Source organism: Massilia agrisoli (genome assembly GCF_020831365.1).
In the GTDB taxonomy this organism is placed as follows: Bacteria; Pseudomonadota; Gammaproteobacteria; order Burkholderiales; family Burkholderiaceae_D; genus Telluria_A; species Telluria_A agrisoli.
On sequence record NZ_JAJHPV010000014.1, the window covers coordinates 280,186 to 294,887 of the forward strand.

Sequence of the window (14,702 nt, forward strand, 5' to 3'; positions counted from 1 at the left end):
CACTGCCTGTGGCTGGCGACGATTCTCGCGTACCGAAGATCGTGACCGGCCACAGTCACGTCTGGCGTTCCCAGCGCGGCGTGACGATGGTCGAGCTGATTGCGGTCCTGTTCATCATCGGCGTGCTCGGCGCGATTGCCGCTTCGCGTTACTTCGACAGGACGAGCTTCGACGCGGACAGCTTCACCGACCAGACCCGCGCGATGCTGCGCTACGGCCAGAAGCTGGCAGTGGCTCAGAACCGGCCTGTTTTCGTCCGGATCAGCACTGACCGAACGCAGTTATGTTTCGACGCTGACTGCAAGGCCGCGTCCCGCATCACGGCGCCTGCAGGCGCCAACAGCGGATCTGCCACCACCCTGAAGCATTGCGACAACTCCACCACCTGGCTGTGCGAGGCGCCCCAGGACGGGGTTACCCAAACGACGTCCGGGCCGGCGGCCCTGTTCGCGTTTGATGCGCTGGGCAAACCGCATGCGGCGAGCGTTGCTGGCGAGCTGGCGAATTTCCAGCGGGTCCTGGTGAGGATTGGCGGCGACGGGAAGTTGCGCGTCGTGACGGTCGAGGCGGAGACCGGCTATGTCCATTAAGGCCTCGCGCCAGCGCGGCGTCACCCTGATCGAACTGATCATGTTCATCGTGATCATCGGCGCCGCGCTGGCCGGGCTGCTTCAAGTGCTGAACTTCACCACGAAGGGCAGCGCCGACCCGGTGCGCCAGAAGCAGGCGCTGATGATCGCCGAAGGACTGATCGAGGAGGTCCGGCTGGCCGGCTTTACCTACTGCGACCCGACCGACCCAAAGACCGCCGAGGCCACAAGCGCCGCCGATTGCGACATCAAGGAATCGTTCGGGCAGGGCACTGATGGCGAGCCAGTGGGCGGCCGGCCCTACGACAACGTCAATGATTATGTCGATGAACCGGGCGTGGCCAAGGCGGCTTTCAACAACGCCGCCGGCAAGCTGGCCGACATCAACGGCAATGAAATGGACGTTTCAGGCTATTCGGCCCAGGTAACGATCCGGCCCGTGGCCCTCAATGGCGTCGGCAGCGCGGCAAATGACAGCGCCGTGCTGCGCATTACCGTCGAAGTCAGCTACGACGACCAGACGCTGGCCCTTGATACTTACCGTACGCGCTACGCGCCGACCTTCCCATGACCGCCCGCGCTGTTCACCAGGCACGGCAGGCAGGCTTCACCTTGATCGAGGCGGTGATGGTGATCGTCATCATCGGCGTGCTGGGCGCGGTGGTGGCGGTGTTCATCCGCATGCCGGTCCAGGGCTACCATGACAGTGTGGCGCGCGCCGAACTGACCGACCTGGCCGACCTGTCCCTGCGGCGCATGGCGCGCGACCTGCGTCTTGCGCTTCCAAACAGCATCGTTGTGAGCGAGAACGGCACCGCGGTATCGTTTTTCATGACCAAGGCGGGCGGCCGCTACCTGACGCCGGATGACGACCTGGCGGGCCAGCCAGTGCTTGATTTCGTCAACCCTGCCAACCGGACCTTCACGATGATCGGGCACCCGCCCGATAACAAGAACGCTATCGTCAAGGGAGACTACGTCGTGGTCTACAACCTGGGTATTGAACCGGCCGACGCTTACACTGGAGGCAACAGGGCGACAGTGGAGAAGTTCACGGCCATCGATGCCGGCAAGGGGCTGTACCAAATCGAGCTCACCGATAATCCGTTTGCGAAGCAGGACCCGCCAATGCCGTCGCCCGGCGCACGCTTCCATGTTGTCGGCCAGCCCGTCACTTACTCCTGTCCCGCTGGGAGCCGCACCCTCGGCCGGCAGTGGAACTACGATATCGTCAAAGGCAAGCCTGCGACGAACCCGCCTGCCATCCCGCTCGCCAACAGTGTAAAGAGCTGCAAGTTCGATTACTCAACGGACGCAAACAGCCGTGGCGCGCTGGTCATCATCACGCTTGAACTGGAGTCGCCAGGCGACGCTGGCATCATCAAGCTGGTGCATCAGGTCCACGTGGACAATACGCCATGACCCGCCACCAACGCTCTCCACTGCCACGCGCGGCGCGCAGCCGCGGCGTCGGCCTGATTACCGCGATCTTCCTGCTCGTGGTAATTGCCGCGCTGGCCGTTGCCATGGTCACGGTATTCACCACCCAACAAGCCAGCTCCGCACTGGATGTGCAGGGATCGCGCGCCTACCAGGCGGCGCGCGCGGGACTGGAGTGGGGCGTTTTCAAGCACGCCCGCCCGGACTTGTGCAACAGCACCAGCTCGTTCGCCATTGGAGCGGGCACCTCGCTCGATGGCTTCACCGTGACCGTCACGTGCACCTTGATGGACGGACCGGACACCGCCGGCGGTGACACCGAGGCGCTCGACCAGCGCAAGGTCACTGCGGTTGCATGCAACGCGCCTGGCGAATCAGGCGCCTGCCCCAACCCCACCAACAGCGGCGACTATGTCCAGCGCGTGATGGAGGCAACGTTCTGATGGCGCGATTGAACCTTGCCGCTGCTCAGTTTGTCTTCATGCTGCTGCTCGTCCTGGCCTGCCAGGCGGCGCGCGCGGATACTCCCATTCGCTTGCTCCAGAGTCACGTGGGGAACGTCAACTTTGTTGGCACCCAGGAGACCATCCGGGATAAGGGCAACAACCAGCCGTGCCGGGTGTATAGCCCGACGGTAGATCGTTATGCCGCGTTGACAGGCATTCCCGCTGAGGCGGAAATTCTTAGTGCGCAACTGTATTGGGCGGGATCGGGCTACAACCCGGACTTCAACGTCACCATGGATGGCGGCGCGATCAGCGCGCCGGCCGACCGGCGCTACTATTCGACCACGATCGGCAATAACTACAACTATTTTTCTGGCGCGGCCGACGTGACTGCGCAGGTCAAGCTCAAGCGTAATGCCGTCTATGCATTCCGCGGGCTGACTGTCGACTACGACTCGCCCTATTGCGCGGTGGAAGGGGTATTGGGCGGCTTCTCCCTATTGGTGATTTACGCGGACAAGAGTCAGCCGTTCCGCATGCTGAACCTGTATGAAGGCTTCCAGTACATGCGCTACAGCGGCTTCACCCTGAACCTGAGCGGCTTCCGGGTACCCGATCCGATCGGCGCAGCCACCGGCCGCGTTGGCCATATCACCTGGGAAGGCGATGTGACGCTCGATGGTTCCGGAGAAAACCTCAAGTTCAACGGCTACGAAATGACGGATTCGCGCAATCCAAGCGGCAATCAGTTTAATGCGAAGAGCAATATCAATGGCGACGACAAATCGTTCGGTATCGACTTCGACGCCTACACGGTGGGGTATCCAGTCATCAAGTCCGGCCAGACGACCGCATCGACCCGTTATGAATCCGGACAGGACCTGGTGCTGCTCAGTGCCGAAGTGGTCGCCCTGCCAAACGTGCCCTTGTCCGATTTGTCGATCTCGCTCGACCTGGAAGACAAGATGATCACCGGGCGCGACACCGCGATGACGGTGGTCGTATCGAGCCAAGGCCCCAGCACCGCGACCGGTCCTACCGTCGTCAGCAGCACCTTGCCGGCCGAACTCAGCTTCGTATCGGGATCCGGGGACGGATGGACTTGCAGTGCAGTTGCCCAACAAGTCACGTGCAGCCACCAGGGCACCTTGCCCGCAGGGCAGGCGCTTCCGGTACTGACCATCACCGCAAAAGTGACCGGGTCAGGGAAGATTATGGTCAGCGCCAGCGTGTCGGGCAAGATGTACGATCCGCAGCCCGCAAACAACGCGGCTAGCGACGAAGGTACGGCCGTTGCGGGGGAATCGCGTTATGTCTTCACCGATAAAGCGTGCAGCGAAGATGTAAAGTTGGGTGAGGGGACTCAGTGCTCGACGAAGTTGCAGCCCTTGCTCGCAGGTGTTCCACGAAAGCTCTACATCACGGGCGTGGACAGTAACGATGTACCTGTCCTGCCTGCAAACGCGACCGAAGACATGTTTTTCGCACTGAAGTGCATTAACCCGACAAAAACAGCGGGCGTCATCGCGAAGGTAGGGGCGGTTTCGCTCAAGCCGTGTGCCGATAAGGATGGTGCGTGGCAGGATTCGCAATCGTCGACAAAGATCACCTTTGAAAATTACTCAGCCGAAGTCGAATTGACGTATGCCGATGTCGGCAAGCTCGTGCTTGCCCTTCGCCCGGCTGGCAGTTCGTCGGTGGCGACGTCGTCGGAATTCGTGTCCATTCCCTATGAGCTGAAGATCACGCAAGTCCGAAGGAAAAATGGCGATGCCGTCCCGGCGGGCCTGACTGACACCGATGCCTTCGTGATGCGTTCCGGCGAAGACTTCACGGTCACAGTAGCCTCATTGGCCGCCGCCGGCGCGGTCACGCCGAACTTCGGAAACGAGGAGGGCACAAAGCCGAAGCTGTCGGTTCCGCTTGTCTCCATGACCCTGGGCACCAGCATGCCGGCGCTGGAAGGGGGACCTTTTACGCTTGAAAACGGCTATGCGAACGGCACCTTTGCGTGGCAAGAGGTGGGGGTTATTTCGCTCACCCCCGGCATTGAGGGAAATGCATACCTGAACGTACCAGTCACCGGCATGCTCGCGACCGCTGCCAAAGCGGGCCGATTCATTCCTCACCATTTTGAGACCACCGTCGTGGGAGCGCTGGGCTGCCTCAGCCGTATGAACTGTCCCAGCGATGTCGGAAGCGCTGCTTATTCAAGGCAGCCGTTCACGGTCACCATCACAGCGCGCAGCAAATCGGGGGCGCAGACGAAAAACTACCAGGGTATTTTTGCGAAAGAGGTAAAACTTTCGTCGGTGGCCGGCGCGGGCGGGGCGCCCAAGGCGGGCCTGAGCGATACCAAAGCGCCCGCTACGGCATTCACCGATGGCGTGGGCACAGCCAAACCGCAATTCGTATTGCCGAATGGTTTCGTCCACACAGCGCCCCAGGCACCGTGGAGCGCGCCAGACACCGTTCATGTGCGCGCGGTGGACGCGGATTCGGCTACTTCACTTCAAGATCCAGGCACTTCGCTGGAAGGTGGGATCCAGATCGTCAATGGCCGCCTGCTGGTTCCTAATGCGCATGGCTCCGAGCGGCTACCCCTGCCGCTGAAGCTTAGTGCGCAGTACTGGACCGGCACTAATTGGGAACTGAGCAGTAATGACCAGCTAAGCGAAATCGATCCCGCCAAAGCGGCGTTCTCCAACACGGGCGCGCTCGCGCTGTCCATTGGACCGCTCGGGTTGGAGAGGCTAGTGAATGGGGTGAGGAATTACAGCGTCAAGGCCACGCCGGCGGCGGCGGGCAAAGCCGACCTGGTCATCGACCATTTGGAATGGCTGCCGAGCACCAAAGGCCGCCTCAAGTTCGGCACCTACAAGAGCCCGCTGATTTACCTGCGCGAACTCCACTAAGCGGCCCTCGCGTGGCGTATTTGCACGCATCCGGGCCGAAATCAGAATTTTTATTTCCTCCTTGTAAATTTTGTATCGATACTCGCTGGAACTTGAATATAATCAAGTGTCTACGGCGCGGTCTTCATCAAGTCGCCTAACTTACTCTTGCCCTGCATGCGTTTTTTCAAAAAAGCGAAGAAGACTGAATCCTGGCTGTCGTTTGCGATGCTCGCAGATGGTATTGCTGCCGCCAGCATTTCACGCATTCCTGGAAGCCGGCCGGCCGTCGATACCTGCGTCTTCTATGCTGGACATCCCGGTGCGGACTTGCTGGAGAAAGCCGGCCGCGAGTTGGGTGCCGCGTCCTACCACTGCACCACCATCCTGTCCGGCGGCGAGTACCAGATGCTGGCCGTCGAGGCGCCAAACGTTCCCGTCGAAGAACTCAAGACCGCCGTGCGCTGGCGCCTGAAAGATATGCTCGACTTCCATGTCGACGACGCCACCATCGACGTGCTCGACATCCCGGTCGACAAGAATGCGGCAGTGCGCACCAGCCACGGCATGTTCGCGGTCGCGGCGCGCAACAGCGTCATCGAAACGCGCCAGGGCATGTTTGCCGCAGCCAAGGTCGGCTTGTCGGTGATCGACATTCCAGAGATGGCGCAGCGCAACATCTCCGGCTTGATGGAGCCCGAAGGCCGGGGTTTGGCCATGCTGTCGTTTGGCGCCGACGGCGGCCTGCTGACCGTGACATTCAATGGCGAGCTGTATTTGTCGCGCCGCATCGATGTCACGCTTGAGCAGTTACTCGACGCCGACCACGACCGCAAGCACGCCAGCTTCGACAAGATCACGCTCGAGCTGCAACGCTCGCTCGACCACTTTGACCGGCAGTTCCATTTCATCAGCGTCTCCAGGCTGTTGCTCGCACCAAGCGGCGTGACCGGCCTCGAAGAATACCTGTCGAGCAACCTGTACACGCCGGTCCAGACCATGGACCTTGGCGAGGCGCTCGATATCAGCCGCATTCCCGAATTGCTGGACAAGGCAGTCCAGCAGCGCTTCTTCTTCACCATTGGCGCCGCCCTGCGCCATGAGGAGACGCAGCTGTGAGCCAGCAGATTAACCTCTTTAACCCGGTATTCCTGAAGCAGAAGAAAGTCTTCAGCAGCCTCGCCATGGCGCAGGCGCTCGGGGTGCTGCTGTTCGGTTCGCTAGCGATGGTTGCTTACGGCAAGCATCACGTCGATAAACTCGACAAGGAAGCCCAGATGGTCAACGCCCAGCTGGTGCAAAAGCAGGCGCGCCAGGCGATGGTCAATGCCGAATTTGCCCCACGGCAGCCGAGCCCGGCCTTGATGGCTGAAATTGCGGAAGCTGAAGCGCAGCTGCGCTCCTTGCAGCGGGTGTCGGGCGTGCTCGAACGCGGCGAACTGGGCAACACGACCGGGTTCTCCGAATACTACAAGGCGCTTGCGCGCCAGAACATGCCGGGCCTGTGGCTCACGGGAGTATCGGTCGCGGGCGCCGACATCGGCATCCGGGGCCGCGCCATGGAAGGCAGCATGGTGCCGGGCTACATCAACCGCCTGACCCGCGAGCCTGTCATGCAGGGCAAGTCTTTCGCCAGCCTCGAGATTGCGCAAGGCGAAACCAAGGGGGACGGCGGCAAGACCGTCGCCGCGCCGTTTGTCGAGTTCCGCCTTGAATCGGTCATGCAGGAGGCGGCGCGATGAAGGCTCGCCTGGTAGCGCTTGGTAACAAGATCGATGCACTCAGCCTGCGCGAGCGGGCCATGGTGTTCGTGGCGGCAGCCGCGGCCATTTTGTTCGTCGTCTATTCGCTGATGCTGGGTTCCTTGTTTGCCAAGGAGAAGGCGCTGCGCACGCAGGTTGCCCAGGTTCGTAACAACATTAGTGGGATCGACGGCGAGATCAGCGCCAAGCTGCAAGGCTTCTCGATCGACCCGGATGCACCGAACCGTGCGCGTCTTGCTGCGGTGAAGGCCGACATCGATTCGCTTGGCGGCAAGCTGCGCGCGCTGGAGCAGGGCCTGGTGGCGCCGGAGAAAATCGCACCGCTGCTTGAAACGATTCTCGCCGCAAACGGACGCCTGGCCCTGGTGTCGATGAAAACCCTGCCGGCCGCGCCGGTGGCGGAGGCCAGCTACGCCGCCGAACCGGCCGCCTCACCTGCCGCTGGAGCAACACCTGCCGCCTTGCTGTACCGCCACGGCGTCCAGGTGACGGTGCGCGGCAACTATCTCGACATGATCAACTACATGAATGCGCTCGAGACCATGCCCACGCAGTTATTGTGGAGCAGCGCCGCGCTGGAGGTCGAGGAGTATCCCGATTCGCGCCTGACCCTGACCCTGCATACGCTGAGCCTGGACCGGAAATGGATGAAGCTTTGAAAACGACTTTCCGGATATTGCTTGTTGCAGCAGGTACACTGCTGGCGAGCGCAGCAGGCGCCCAGGTGTTGCAGGACCCGACCCGTCCGCCGGCATCGATGTTGGCGCCTTCAAAAGGTGCGCCTGGCGCCGCGGCGCCGGACGGCCCGCACCTGCAGTCGATCCTGATCGCCCGCACGCCGGGTGGACGCCATGTGGCGGTGATCGACGGCGAAACGGTGCGCCTGGGCGACAGCTTCAAAGGTGCGCGCGTCGAACGCATGACGCAAACCGAGGTCGTGCTGTCGAAGGGCGGCAAGAAGCAAGTGCTGAAATTGTTCCCGGCGACAGTGGCCGGCCAGAACACCAAGTCCGTACAACAATAGCCACGCCATGAAGACAGACAGCATGCAAAAAATCCTCCTGATCGCCGCCGCCCTTGGCCTGGCGGGCTGCGGCACGCCTTCCGAGCGCGCCACTTACGACAAGATCAGTGCCGAGGTCGCTGGCGCGGCCGCCAGGCCGGCCAGTGCGGCCAGGGTCGACGATGCTGTCTCGAACGCGCTGCTGCCGCCGGCCTCGGCGCTTGCCGCCCAGTTGCCGAAAGCGCGCCCGGCGCTGGAAGAACGCTTCAACGTGTCGTTCAACAACGTGCCGGCACAGCAGTTCTTCAATTCACTGGTGGCCGGCACCCGCTACAACATGCTGGTCCACCCGGAAGTGAGCGGCACCATCACCGCCAACCTGAAGGACGTGACGATGGTCGAGGCGCTCGACGCGGTGCGCGAACTGTACGGTTACGAGTACAAGATCGAAGGCACGCGCATTTCGATCAAGCCGCTGACGATGCAGACCCGCATGTTCCAGGTCAACTACCTGATCGGCGCGCGCAAGGGCATGTCGAACCTGCGCGTGACCTCGACCTCGGTCGCCAACGCCGGCGTCAGCAACAGCGGCGGCAACTCTACCGGGAACAACCAGAATAACCAGAACAACAATAACCAGGGCGACGCCAACGGCAGCCGCGAGGCCGCGGACAGCTCCAGCGTCAACACCACGTCGAGCAATGACTTCTGGGTTGACCTGAAGTCGGCCATCGAGGCCATCGTCGGGCCGTCGGAGAAGGGCGGGCGCAGCGTTGTGATCAGCCCGCAGTCGGGCGTGCTGGTGATCCGCGCGATGCCGGAAGAACTGCGCAACGTCGACCGCTACCTGAAGGCCACCCAGCTGTCGGTGGACCGCCAGGTAATCCTCGAAGCCAAGATCCTCGAAGTCGAGCTGAACGACAGCTTCCAGAGCGGCATCAACTGGGCTTCCTTCGCCTCGTTCAAGAGTTCGCACGACAACCGCGTGTCGACCGGCTACGTCGGGCCGGGCACCACGCTGGCGCCGCTGCCGTTCGGCGGCGGCCAGCCTCCGGCGATCACCGACGCCACCGGCCTGGTCGCCTCCACCGGCTTCGCGCTGGCCAATGCCAGCAGCCTTGGCAGTTCGCTGTTCGGCCTGGCCTTCCAGACCAATAACTTCGCCGCGCTGATTTCCTTCCTGGAGTCGCAGGGCACCGTGCACGTCCTGTCGAGCCCGCGTGTTGCAACCCTGAACAACCAGAAAGCCGTGCTGAAAATCGGTACCGACGAATTCTATGTGACCGGCGTCACCACGACCACCAACACCAGCGCCACCGGCAACACCGTCACGCCTAGCGTGACCTTGCAGCCGTTCTTCTCGGGCGTGGTGCTGGACGTAACGCCGCAAATCGACGACAAGGGCAACATCATCCTGCACGTGCACCCGTCCGTCAGCCAGGTCACCACGGTAACCAAGGGCATCAACCTGGGCAGCGCCGGCAACCTCAGCCTGCCGCTGGCGGCGTCGTCGACGTCCGAGATCGACAGCATGGTGCGCGGCCAGAATGGCCAGGTCGTCGCGATCGGCGGCCTGATGCGCCAGGCGTCGACCAATGACCGCTCGCAAGTGCCCGGCGCGGGCAACCTGCCGGTCATCGGCAACCTGTTCCGCAACAAGGCCAATGTCAACCAAAAGCGTGAGCTGGTGGTGCTGATCAAGCCGACCATCGTCGAAGGCGGCGAGAACTGGAACCAGGACTTGCTCGACACCAGCCGCCGCATCCAGGACCTGGACCCGAACGCAGGAAGGCGCAAGTAATGTACACCGAGCACTTCGGCCTGCGGGAAGTTCCGTTCAGCATTACGCCAGACACGAGCTTCTTCTTTACCAGCCCCCACTCGCAAGAAGCGCTCAACACGCTGCTGGTGGCGGCCCGCAATGGCGAAGGCTTCATCAAGATTACCGGCGAAGTCGGCACCGGCAAGACACTGCTGTGCCGCAAGTTCATGGCGACCCTGGGCGACGAGTTTGTCACCGCCTACATTCCTAATCCCTACCTTGAGCCGCGTACCCTGATGCTCGCGCTGGCCGACGAATTGTCGATCGAGCTGGAGAAGGGCGTCGACCAGCACAAGCTGATCAAGGCGCTGATGATGCGCCTGATGGGCCTGGCTGTCGAAGGCAAGCGCGTGGTGCTGTGCCTGGACGAAGCGCAAGCAATTCCCGTGGTCAGCCTGGAGGCGCTGCGCCTGTTGACCAACCTTGAAACAGAAAAGCGCAAGCTGCTGCAGATCGTCATGTTCGGCCAGCCTGAACTGAACCGCAAGCTGGAACTGGAATCGGTCCGCCAGCTCGCCCAACGCATTATTTTCCATTACCACCTTGGCCCGCTGCGCAAGGATGACCTCGACTACTACCTGGCGCACCGCCTGCGCGTTGCCGGCTACGGGGGCGCGCGACTGTTCAGCCGCGGCGCGGTGGCCAAGCTGTATGGCGCCAGCGGCGGCATTCCGCGCCTGGTGAACATCCTTGCGCACAAGTCCCTGATGGTGGCCTACGGCCAGGGCAAGCAGGAGGTAACGCACCAGCATGTCTCGGAGGCCGCGCGCGACACCATTACCGCCAGGCGGCGGCTGTGGCCGTGGGCCGCTGCTTCATGCTCGCTGCTGGCCGCTGCCGGCGGGCTGGTCTGGGCGCTGACAAGATGAGCCTGATTAACAAAATGCTGCAGGACCTCGATGCACGGGGCTCCGCTCCGGGTGCCGCGGCGCAGACGAACCTCAAATCGGTCGCCCAGGGCCGCAACCCTTCGGTAGTGGCTATTGGCGCCGCGGCTGCGGTGGCGCTGGCGCTGGCTGCCGGCGTCGGCTATTGGTGGCTCAAGCGCCCCGCGGCGCCTGTGCCGGCCGGCGTGGTCATGACCACACCCGTCAAGCTTACCCGGTTGATGCCCCCGGAAGTGGTGGACGATCTGCCGCCGCCAACGCCGATTGTGGAGGTGGTAGCGGCTCCCGTAGCTGAGCCAGAACAGGAAGCAGCTACGGAACCGGAACCGGTGCGCAAGGCAGCGGTCACACCGATTGAAAAGCCCAGGCGCGCAGTGCGCGTGGCAGTGGCCGCCGCAAAGCCCGTGGCTGAACCGGCACAGGCGGCGCCTGCACGGGTGCAGCCCTTGGCCGACGCCGGCCGCCAGATGACGGCGCGCCAGCGTGCCGAAAGCGAATACAACCGTGCGCTCGCCAGCCTGCAAGATGGCCGCGTCGGCGAAGCCATTGCGGGATTCGAGCGGGCCATCAGCATCGAACCGCGCCATGAGGCGGCGCGCCAGACACTGGTGGGGCTGCTGGTTGAGGCAGGCCGCAAGGGGCCGGCAATGCGCACGCTGCAAGATGGCCTGAGGCTGGACCCGCGCCAGCCGGCAATGGCGATGCTGCTGGCGCGGCTGCAGATCGAGGGCGGCACGTCGGGCATCGATACCTTGATGCGCACCCTGCCTTACGCGCAGGGCAATGGCGAGTACCATGCTTTCCTCGCAGGCGCACTGGCACGCGACGAGCGCCACCGCGAGGCGGCCGACCAGTACCAGGCTGCACTGCGCAGCGCACCGGGCAACGGCGTCTGGTGGATGGGCCTGGGCATCGCGCTGCAGGCCGAAAAACGAACGGCGGAGGCTGTGTCAGCGTACGAACGCGCCAGCCAGTCGTCCAACCTTACCCCGCAACTGCGGGCATTCGTCGACCGCAAGCTGGAACTGCTGTCGCGCTAACCGTCTGGAGCAGATATGCTGAAGTTATGTGGCTTCGCCGCGAGTAATTACTACAACAAAGTAAAGCTGGTACTGCTGGAAAAGAACGTGCCCTTCGAAGAGTGCGTTACCCTGGCAACGCCGAAGGCGGAGATCATGTCCAAGTCGCCGCTGGGCAAAGTGCCGTACCTCGAAACGGAAGAGGGGACACTGGCTGAATCGCAGGTGCTGGTCAATTACATCGAAGCGCGCTACCCACAGCCTGCGCTGTTGCCAGCCGACCCGTTCCGCGCCGCCAAGGTGCAGGAGCTGATCACCTTCATGGAACTGCACCTCGAACTGGTCGTGCGTGAACTGTACGGTGCGGCGTTCTTCGGCGGCGCCATATCGGACAGCACCAAAGAGCGCGTGCGCAAGCAGCTGGCCAGGAACATTCCTGCCTTCGCGCAGCTGGCGAAGTTCTCGCCTTACATTGCAGGCGAAGAATTCACGCTCGCCGATTGCGTCGCGGTTTGTCATCTTCCGCTCGCGATATCGGCCACCAAGAAAATCTACGGCGAAGACTTGCTGGCATCGCTGCCGGTAAAGGATTACCTGAAACGCATGGGCGAGCGGCCGAGTGTGGCGAAAATCAACGCCGACCGCGTGGCTAGCTTGCCGGAGTTTATGGCCTCGTTCGCAAAATAGTCAGACCGCAGCGGCGTCGCCCCAGATTTGCCGCATGCTGAAGCGCAGCCCGGCGCTGTCTTCGTGCAGGGCCGCCACAATCTGGAACAGCGGCTCACGCGTACTGCGCCGTTCCAACGGTTCAAACGGCACCCCGAGCGTGTCGCGCAGCGAGCAGACCTGGCGCGCGCCATCGATGCCCCGGCGCATCGACACCACGCCGGTCTCGCCATTCGCCAGCCGCACCAGCGTCCCGGGCGGATACTGCCCGATCTCTTGTTCAAACGCGGCCAGCAGCCACGGGTGCCGGCAATCGGCACGCAGTTTATCGAGGGCTTCCGGCGCCAGCATCGAGCGGCGGTAATTGCGCGCAGAAACTAGAGCGCAGTAGCGGTCGGCCATGCCGACCAGCCTGGCGGCTTCCGGAATGGCATCGGCGCTGAGTCCTTCCGGATAACCGCTGCCATCATCGAGTTCATGGTGGGCAAACACGCAGGCAAGCCACTCCTCGTCGTCGATCCCCGCCCGCCGCAGCAGCTCGGCGCTCTCCACCGGATGGCGCAGGATGGCGCTGCGCTCCCCGGCGCTGAGTGCGCAGTCCTTCAATTGGAAAGTCTCGGTGAGGCGCAGCATGCCCGCGTTCATCGTCAACGCCGCCGCGACGATGCGGCAGGTTTGCGCCGCGCCGTTATCCATGACTGGCGCGATCAGGGCGCAGACAATCGCAGCCTCTACGCAATGCCGCACGGCATAGGGGCCGGCGACCTGGTTCAGATAGATGCTTGCGAGCGCGACGTCGGGCGCCTGCCGAACGGCGGCAATGATGCCGCTGGCAATCGCGCGCAGTTCGGTATCGGCATTGCTGCCGTTGCCCAGCATGTTCAATGCGCGTTCAAGCCGCTGGGCAAGCACGTTGAGGCTGCGCAGGACCGAGGCCTGGGCGGCGGGAACAGTGTGATCGGCTTGCATGTCTGCCATGGCGGCCTTCTGGCGATAATCTTACAAGCGTGACAGGCGCTCGAGCGCAAGTTGCAGCGTCTCGTCCTTTTTGGCAAAGCAGAAACGCACGATGCCCGACTCCTGCGGCTGGCTGTAGAAAGCCGATACCGGAATCGCCGCGACCTTGATTTCCGTCGTCAGCCATTCCGCGAAGGCCGCTTCGTCGAGGCCGGAAATGGCGTCGTAGCGCACGCACTGGAAGTAAGTGCCGTCTGCCGGTAACAGCGTAAAGCGGGAGCCCGACAGCCCTTCGCGGAACAGGTCGCGCTTGCGCTGGTAGAAAGCGGGCAATTCAAGGTAGGGCTTCGGATCGGCCATGTAGCTGGCGATCCCGTGCTGCATCGGCGTGTTGACCGTGAACACGTTGTACTGATGCACCTTGCGGAACTCCGCCATCAGGGTCTTCGGCGCGGCCACGTAGCCGACCTTCCAGCCGGTCACGTGGTAGGTCTTGCCGAAGCTGGAGATGACGAATGAACGCGACACCAGTTCCGGGTGGCGACACACCGATTCGTGGCGCGCACCGTCGAACACCATGTGCTCGTAGACCTCGTCCGACAGCACCAGGATGTCGGTGCCGCGCACGATATCGGCCAGCGCGTGCAGGTCTGCCTCGCGCAAGATCGAACCGGTGGGGTTGTGCGGCGAATTAATGATGATCAGCCGGGTGCGCGGCGTGACCGCGGCGGCCAGCTTTTGCCACGGCACACTGTAGCCCTCGGCGCCCAGTTCCATCGACACCGGCACTGCGACGCCGCCAGTCAGGGCAATGTTCGGCAGGTAGCAATCGTAGGCGGGTTCGATGAGGATCACTTCGTCGCCTGGATGGACGCAGCACAGGATCGCCGTCTGCACCGCCTGGCTGGCGCCGGAGGTGACGGTAATTTCCGAGCCGGCATCGTAGGCATGGCCGTACAGGGCGGCCACTTTCGCGGCAATGGCCTCGCGCAAGGCCGGCACGCCCGACATCATCGGATATTGGTTATGGCCGGCGCGCATGGCGTCGCTCACCATGTCCAGCAGTTTTGGGTCGCAGGCAAAATCGGGGAAGCCCTGGCCCAGGTTGACTGCGCTGTGCTCGACTGCCAGTGCCGACATGCGGGTGAAAACGGTGGTGCCGACGGCCGGGAGCTTGGTGCGCAGGGTGGGGGTAGGGCTATTCATAATGCTTGG

General features: G+C 62.8%; 16 protein-coding genes. 13 read left to right on the forward strand and 3 right to left on the reverse strand.

Annotation, left to right across the window (positions count from 1 at the left end; translation table 11 throughout):
• Positions 1-8 precede the first annotated feature (8 nt).
• From LMJ30_RS15575 to LMJ30_RS15595, 5 genes are read left to right on the forward strand one after another with little or no spacing between them, the layout of a single operon-like run.
• Entirely contained in the window at positions 9-590 is a 582-nt protein-coding gene (locus LMJ30_RS15575) for a pilus assembly FimT family protein (RefSeq protein WP_229433251.1), read from the forward strand.
• Positions 580-1,161 (forward strand): type II secretion system protein, encoded by a 582-nt coding sequence (locus LMJ30_RS15580; protein ID WP_229433252.1) that lies wholly within the window; start codon positions 580-582, stop codon positions 1,159-1,161. The genes LMJ30_RS15575 and LMJ30_RS15580 overlap by 11 nt, the downstream gene beginning before the upstream one ends.
• On the forward strand, positions 1,158-2,012 hold the full coding sequence (locus tag LMJ30_RS15585) for a type II secretion system protein (RefSeq protein WP_229433253.1): 855 nt from the start codon (positions 1,158-1,160) through the stop codon (positions 2,010-2,012). The genes LMJ30_RS15580 and LMJ30_RS15585 overlap by 4 nt, the downstream gene beginning before the upstream one ends.
• A complete protein-coding gene (locus LMJ30_RS15590; protein ID WP_229433254.1) occupies positions 2,009-2,473 on the forward strand; it encodes an agglutinin biogenesis protein MshP in 465 nt (154 codons plus the stop codon). The genes LMJ30_RS15585 and LMJ30_RS15590 overlap by 4 nt, the downstream gene beginning before the upstream one ends.
• Positions 2,473-5,391, forward strand: a complete 2,919-nt coding sequence (locus LMJ30_RS15595) for a DUF6701 domain-containing protein (protein WP_229433255.1) — start codon at positions 2,473-2,475, stop codon at positions 5,389-5,391. The genes LMJ30_RS15590 and LMJ30_RS15595 overlap by 1 nt, the downstream gene beginning before the upstream one ends.
• A gap of 110 nt (positions 5,392-5,501) precedes the next feature.
• Here LMJ30_RS15595 and LMJ30_RS15600 read toward each other — a convergent pair whose 3' ends face one another.
• Positions 5,502-5,639 (reverse strand): hypothetical protein, encoded by a 138-nt coding sequence (locus tag LMJ30_RS15600; RefSeq protein WP_229433256.1) that lies wholly within the window; start codon positions 5,637-5,639, stop codon positions 5,502-5,504.
• 61 nt (positions 5,640-5,700) lie between these two features.
• Between LMJ30_RS15600 and pilM the strand changes: the two genes are divergently transcribed.
• The 8 genes from pilM to LMJ30_RS15640 are packed head-to-tail and all read left to right on the forward strand — an operon-like array spanning position 5,701 to position 12,551.
• The gene (gene pilM, locus LMJ30_RS15605) at positions 5,701-6,489 is read left to right on the forward strand and encodes a type IV pilus biogenesis protein PilM (RefSeq protein ID WP_229433257.1); all 789 of its coding nucleotides are present in this window, start codon (positions 5,701-5,703) and stop codon (positions 6,487-6,489) included.
• A complete protein-coding gene (locus tag LMJ30_RS15610) occupies positions 6,486-7,112 on the forward strand; it encodes a PilN domain-containing protein (protein WP_229433258.1) in 627 nt (208 codons plus the stop codon). Before pilM ends, LMJ30_RS15610 begins: the two co-directional genes overlap by 4 nt.
• Positions 7,109-7,792: a hypothetical protein gene (locus tag LMJ30_RS15615; protein ID WP_229433259.1), complete on the forward strand. Its 684-nt coding sequence runs from the start codon at positions 7,109-7,111 to the stop codon at positions 7,790-7,792. The genes LMJ30_RS15610 and LMJ30_RS15615 overlap by 4 nt, the downstream gene beginning before the upstream one ends.
• Complete coding sequence (locus LMJ30_RS15620; RefSeq protein WP_229433260.1) at positions 7,789-8,157, forward strand: hypothetical protein; 369 nt, start codon at positions 7,789-7,791, stop codon at positions 8,155-8,157. Before LMJ30_RS15615 ends, LMJ30_RS15620 begins: the two co-directional genes overlap by 4 nt.
• A gap of 22 nt (positions 8,158-8,179) precedes the next feature.
• Entirely contained in the window at positions 8,180-9,937 is a 1,758-nt protein-coding gene (gene mshL / locus LMJ30_RS15625) for a pilus (MSHA type) biogenesis protein MshL (RefSeq protein ID WP_229433261.1), read from the forward strand.
• Positions 9,937-10,827 carry an ExeA family protein gene (locus tag LMJ30_RS15630; protein WP_229433262.1) on the forward strand — a complete coding sequence of 297 codons (891 nt, stop codon included), beginning with the start codon at positions 9,937-9,939 and terminating at the stop codon, positions 10,825-10,827. The genes mshL and LMJ30_RS15630 overlap by 1 nt, the downstream gene beginning before the upstream one ends.
• The gene (locus LMJ30_RS15635) at positions 10,824-11,885 is read left to right on the forward strand and encodes a tetratricopeptide repeat protein (RefSeq protein WP_229433263.1); all 1,062 of its coding nucleotides are present in this window, start codon (positions 10,824-10,826) and stop codon (positions 11,883-11,885) included. The genes LMJ30_RS15630 and LMJ30_RS15635 overlap by 4 nt, the downstream gene beginning before the upstream one ends.
• 15 nt (positions 11,886-11,900) lie before the next feature.
• Entirely contained in the window at positions 11,901-12,551 is a 651-nt protein-coding gene (locus LMJ30_RS15640; RefSeq protein WP_229433264.1) for a glutathione S-transferase family protein, read from the forward strand.
• Here LMJ30_RS15640 and LMJ30_RS15645 read toward each other — a convergent pair whose 3' ends face one another.
• Together LMJ30_RS15645 and LMJ30_RS15650 are read right to left on the reverse strand one after the other, a co-directional pair.
• Positions 12,552-13,508 carry an HD-GYP domain-containing protein gene (locus tag LMJ30_RS15645; protein ID WP_229433265.1) on the reverse strand — a complete coding sequence of 319 codons (957 nt, stop codon included), beginning with the start codon at positions 13,506-13,508 and terminating at the stop codon, positions 12,552-12,554.
• A 21-nt stretch (positions 13,509-13,529) separates the two neighbouring features.
• Positions 13,530-14,693: a pyridoxal phosphate-dependent aminotransferase gene (locus LMJ30_RS15650; RefSeq protein WP_229433266.1), complete on the reverse strand. Its 1,164-nt coding sequence runs from the start codon at positions 14,691-14,693 to the stop codon at positions 13,530-13,532.
• Positions 14,694-14,702 lie beyond the last annotated feature (9 nt).

Coding starts and splice junctions, on each gene's coding strand:
- LMJ30_RS15640 (WP_229433264.1), top strand. CDS start 11,901: ATGCTGAAGTTATGTGGCTTCGCCGCGAGTAATTACTACAACAAAGTA.
- LMJ30_RS15580 (WP_229433252.1), top strand. CDS start 580: ATGTCCATTAAGGCCTCGCGCCAGCGCGGCGTCACCCTGATCGAACTG.
- mshL (WP_229433261.1), top strand. CDS start 8,180: ATGCAAAAAATCCTCCTGATCGCCGCCGCCCTTGGCCTGGCGGGCTGC.
- LMJ30_RS15595 (WP_229433255.1), top strand. CDS start 2,473: ATGGCGCGATTGAACCTTGCCGCTGCTCAGTTTGTCTTCATGCTGCTG.
- LMJ30_RS15635 (WP_229433263.1), top strand. CDS start 10,824: ATGAGCCTGATTAACAAAATGCTGCAGGACCTCGATGCACGGGGCTCC.
- LMJ30_RS15600 (WP_229433256.1), bottom strand. CDS start 5,639: ATGCGTGAAATGCTGGCGGCAGCAATACCATCTGCGAGCATCGCAAAC.
- LMJ30_RS15585 (WP_229433253.1), top strand. CDS start 1,158: ATGACCGCCCGCGCTGTTCACCAGGCACGGCAGGCAGGCTTCACCTTG.
- LMJ30_RS15590 (WP_229433254.1), top strand. CDS start 2,009: ATGACCCGCCACCAACGCTCTCCACTGCCACGCGCGGCGCGCAGCCGC.
- LMJ30_RS15650 (WP_229433266.1), bottom strand. CDS start 14,693: ATGAATAGCCCTACCCCCACCCTGCGCACCAAGCTCCCGGCCGTCGGC.
- LMJ30_RS15630 (WP_229433262.1), top strand. CDS start 9,937: ATGTACACCGAGCACTTCGGCCTGCGGGAAGTTCCGTTCAGCATTACG.
- LMJ30_RS15645 (WP_229433265.1), bottom strand. CDS start 13,508: ATGGCAGACATGCAAGCCGATCACACTGTTCCCGCCGCCCAGGCCTCG.
- LMJ30_RS15615 (WP_229433259.1), top strand. CDS start 7,109: ATGAAGGCTCGCCTGGTAGCGCTTGGTAACAAGATCGATGCACTCAGC.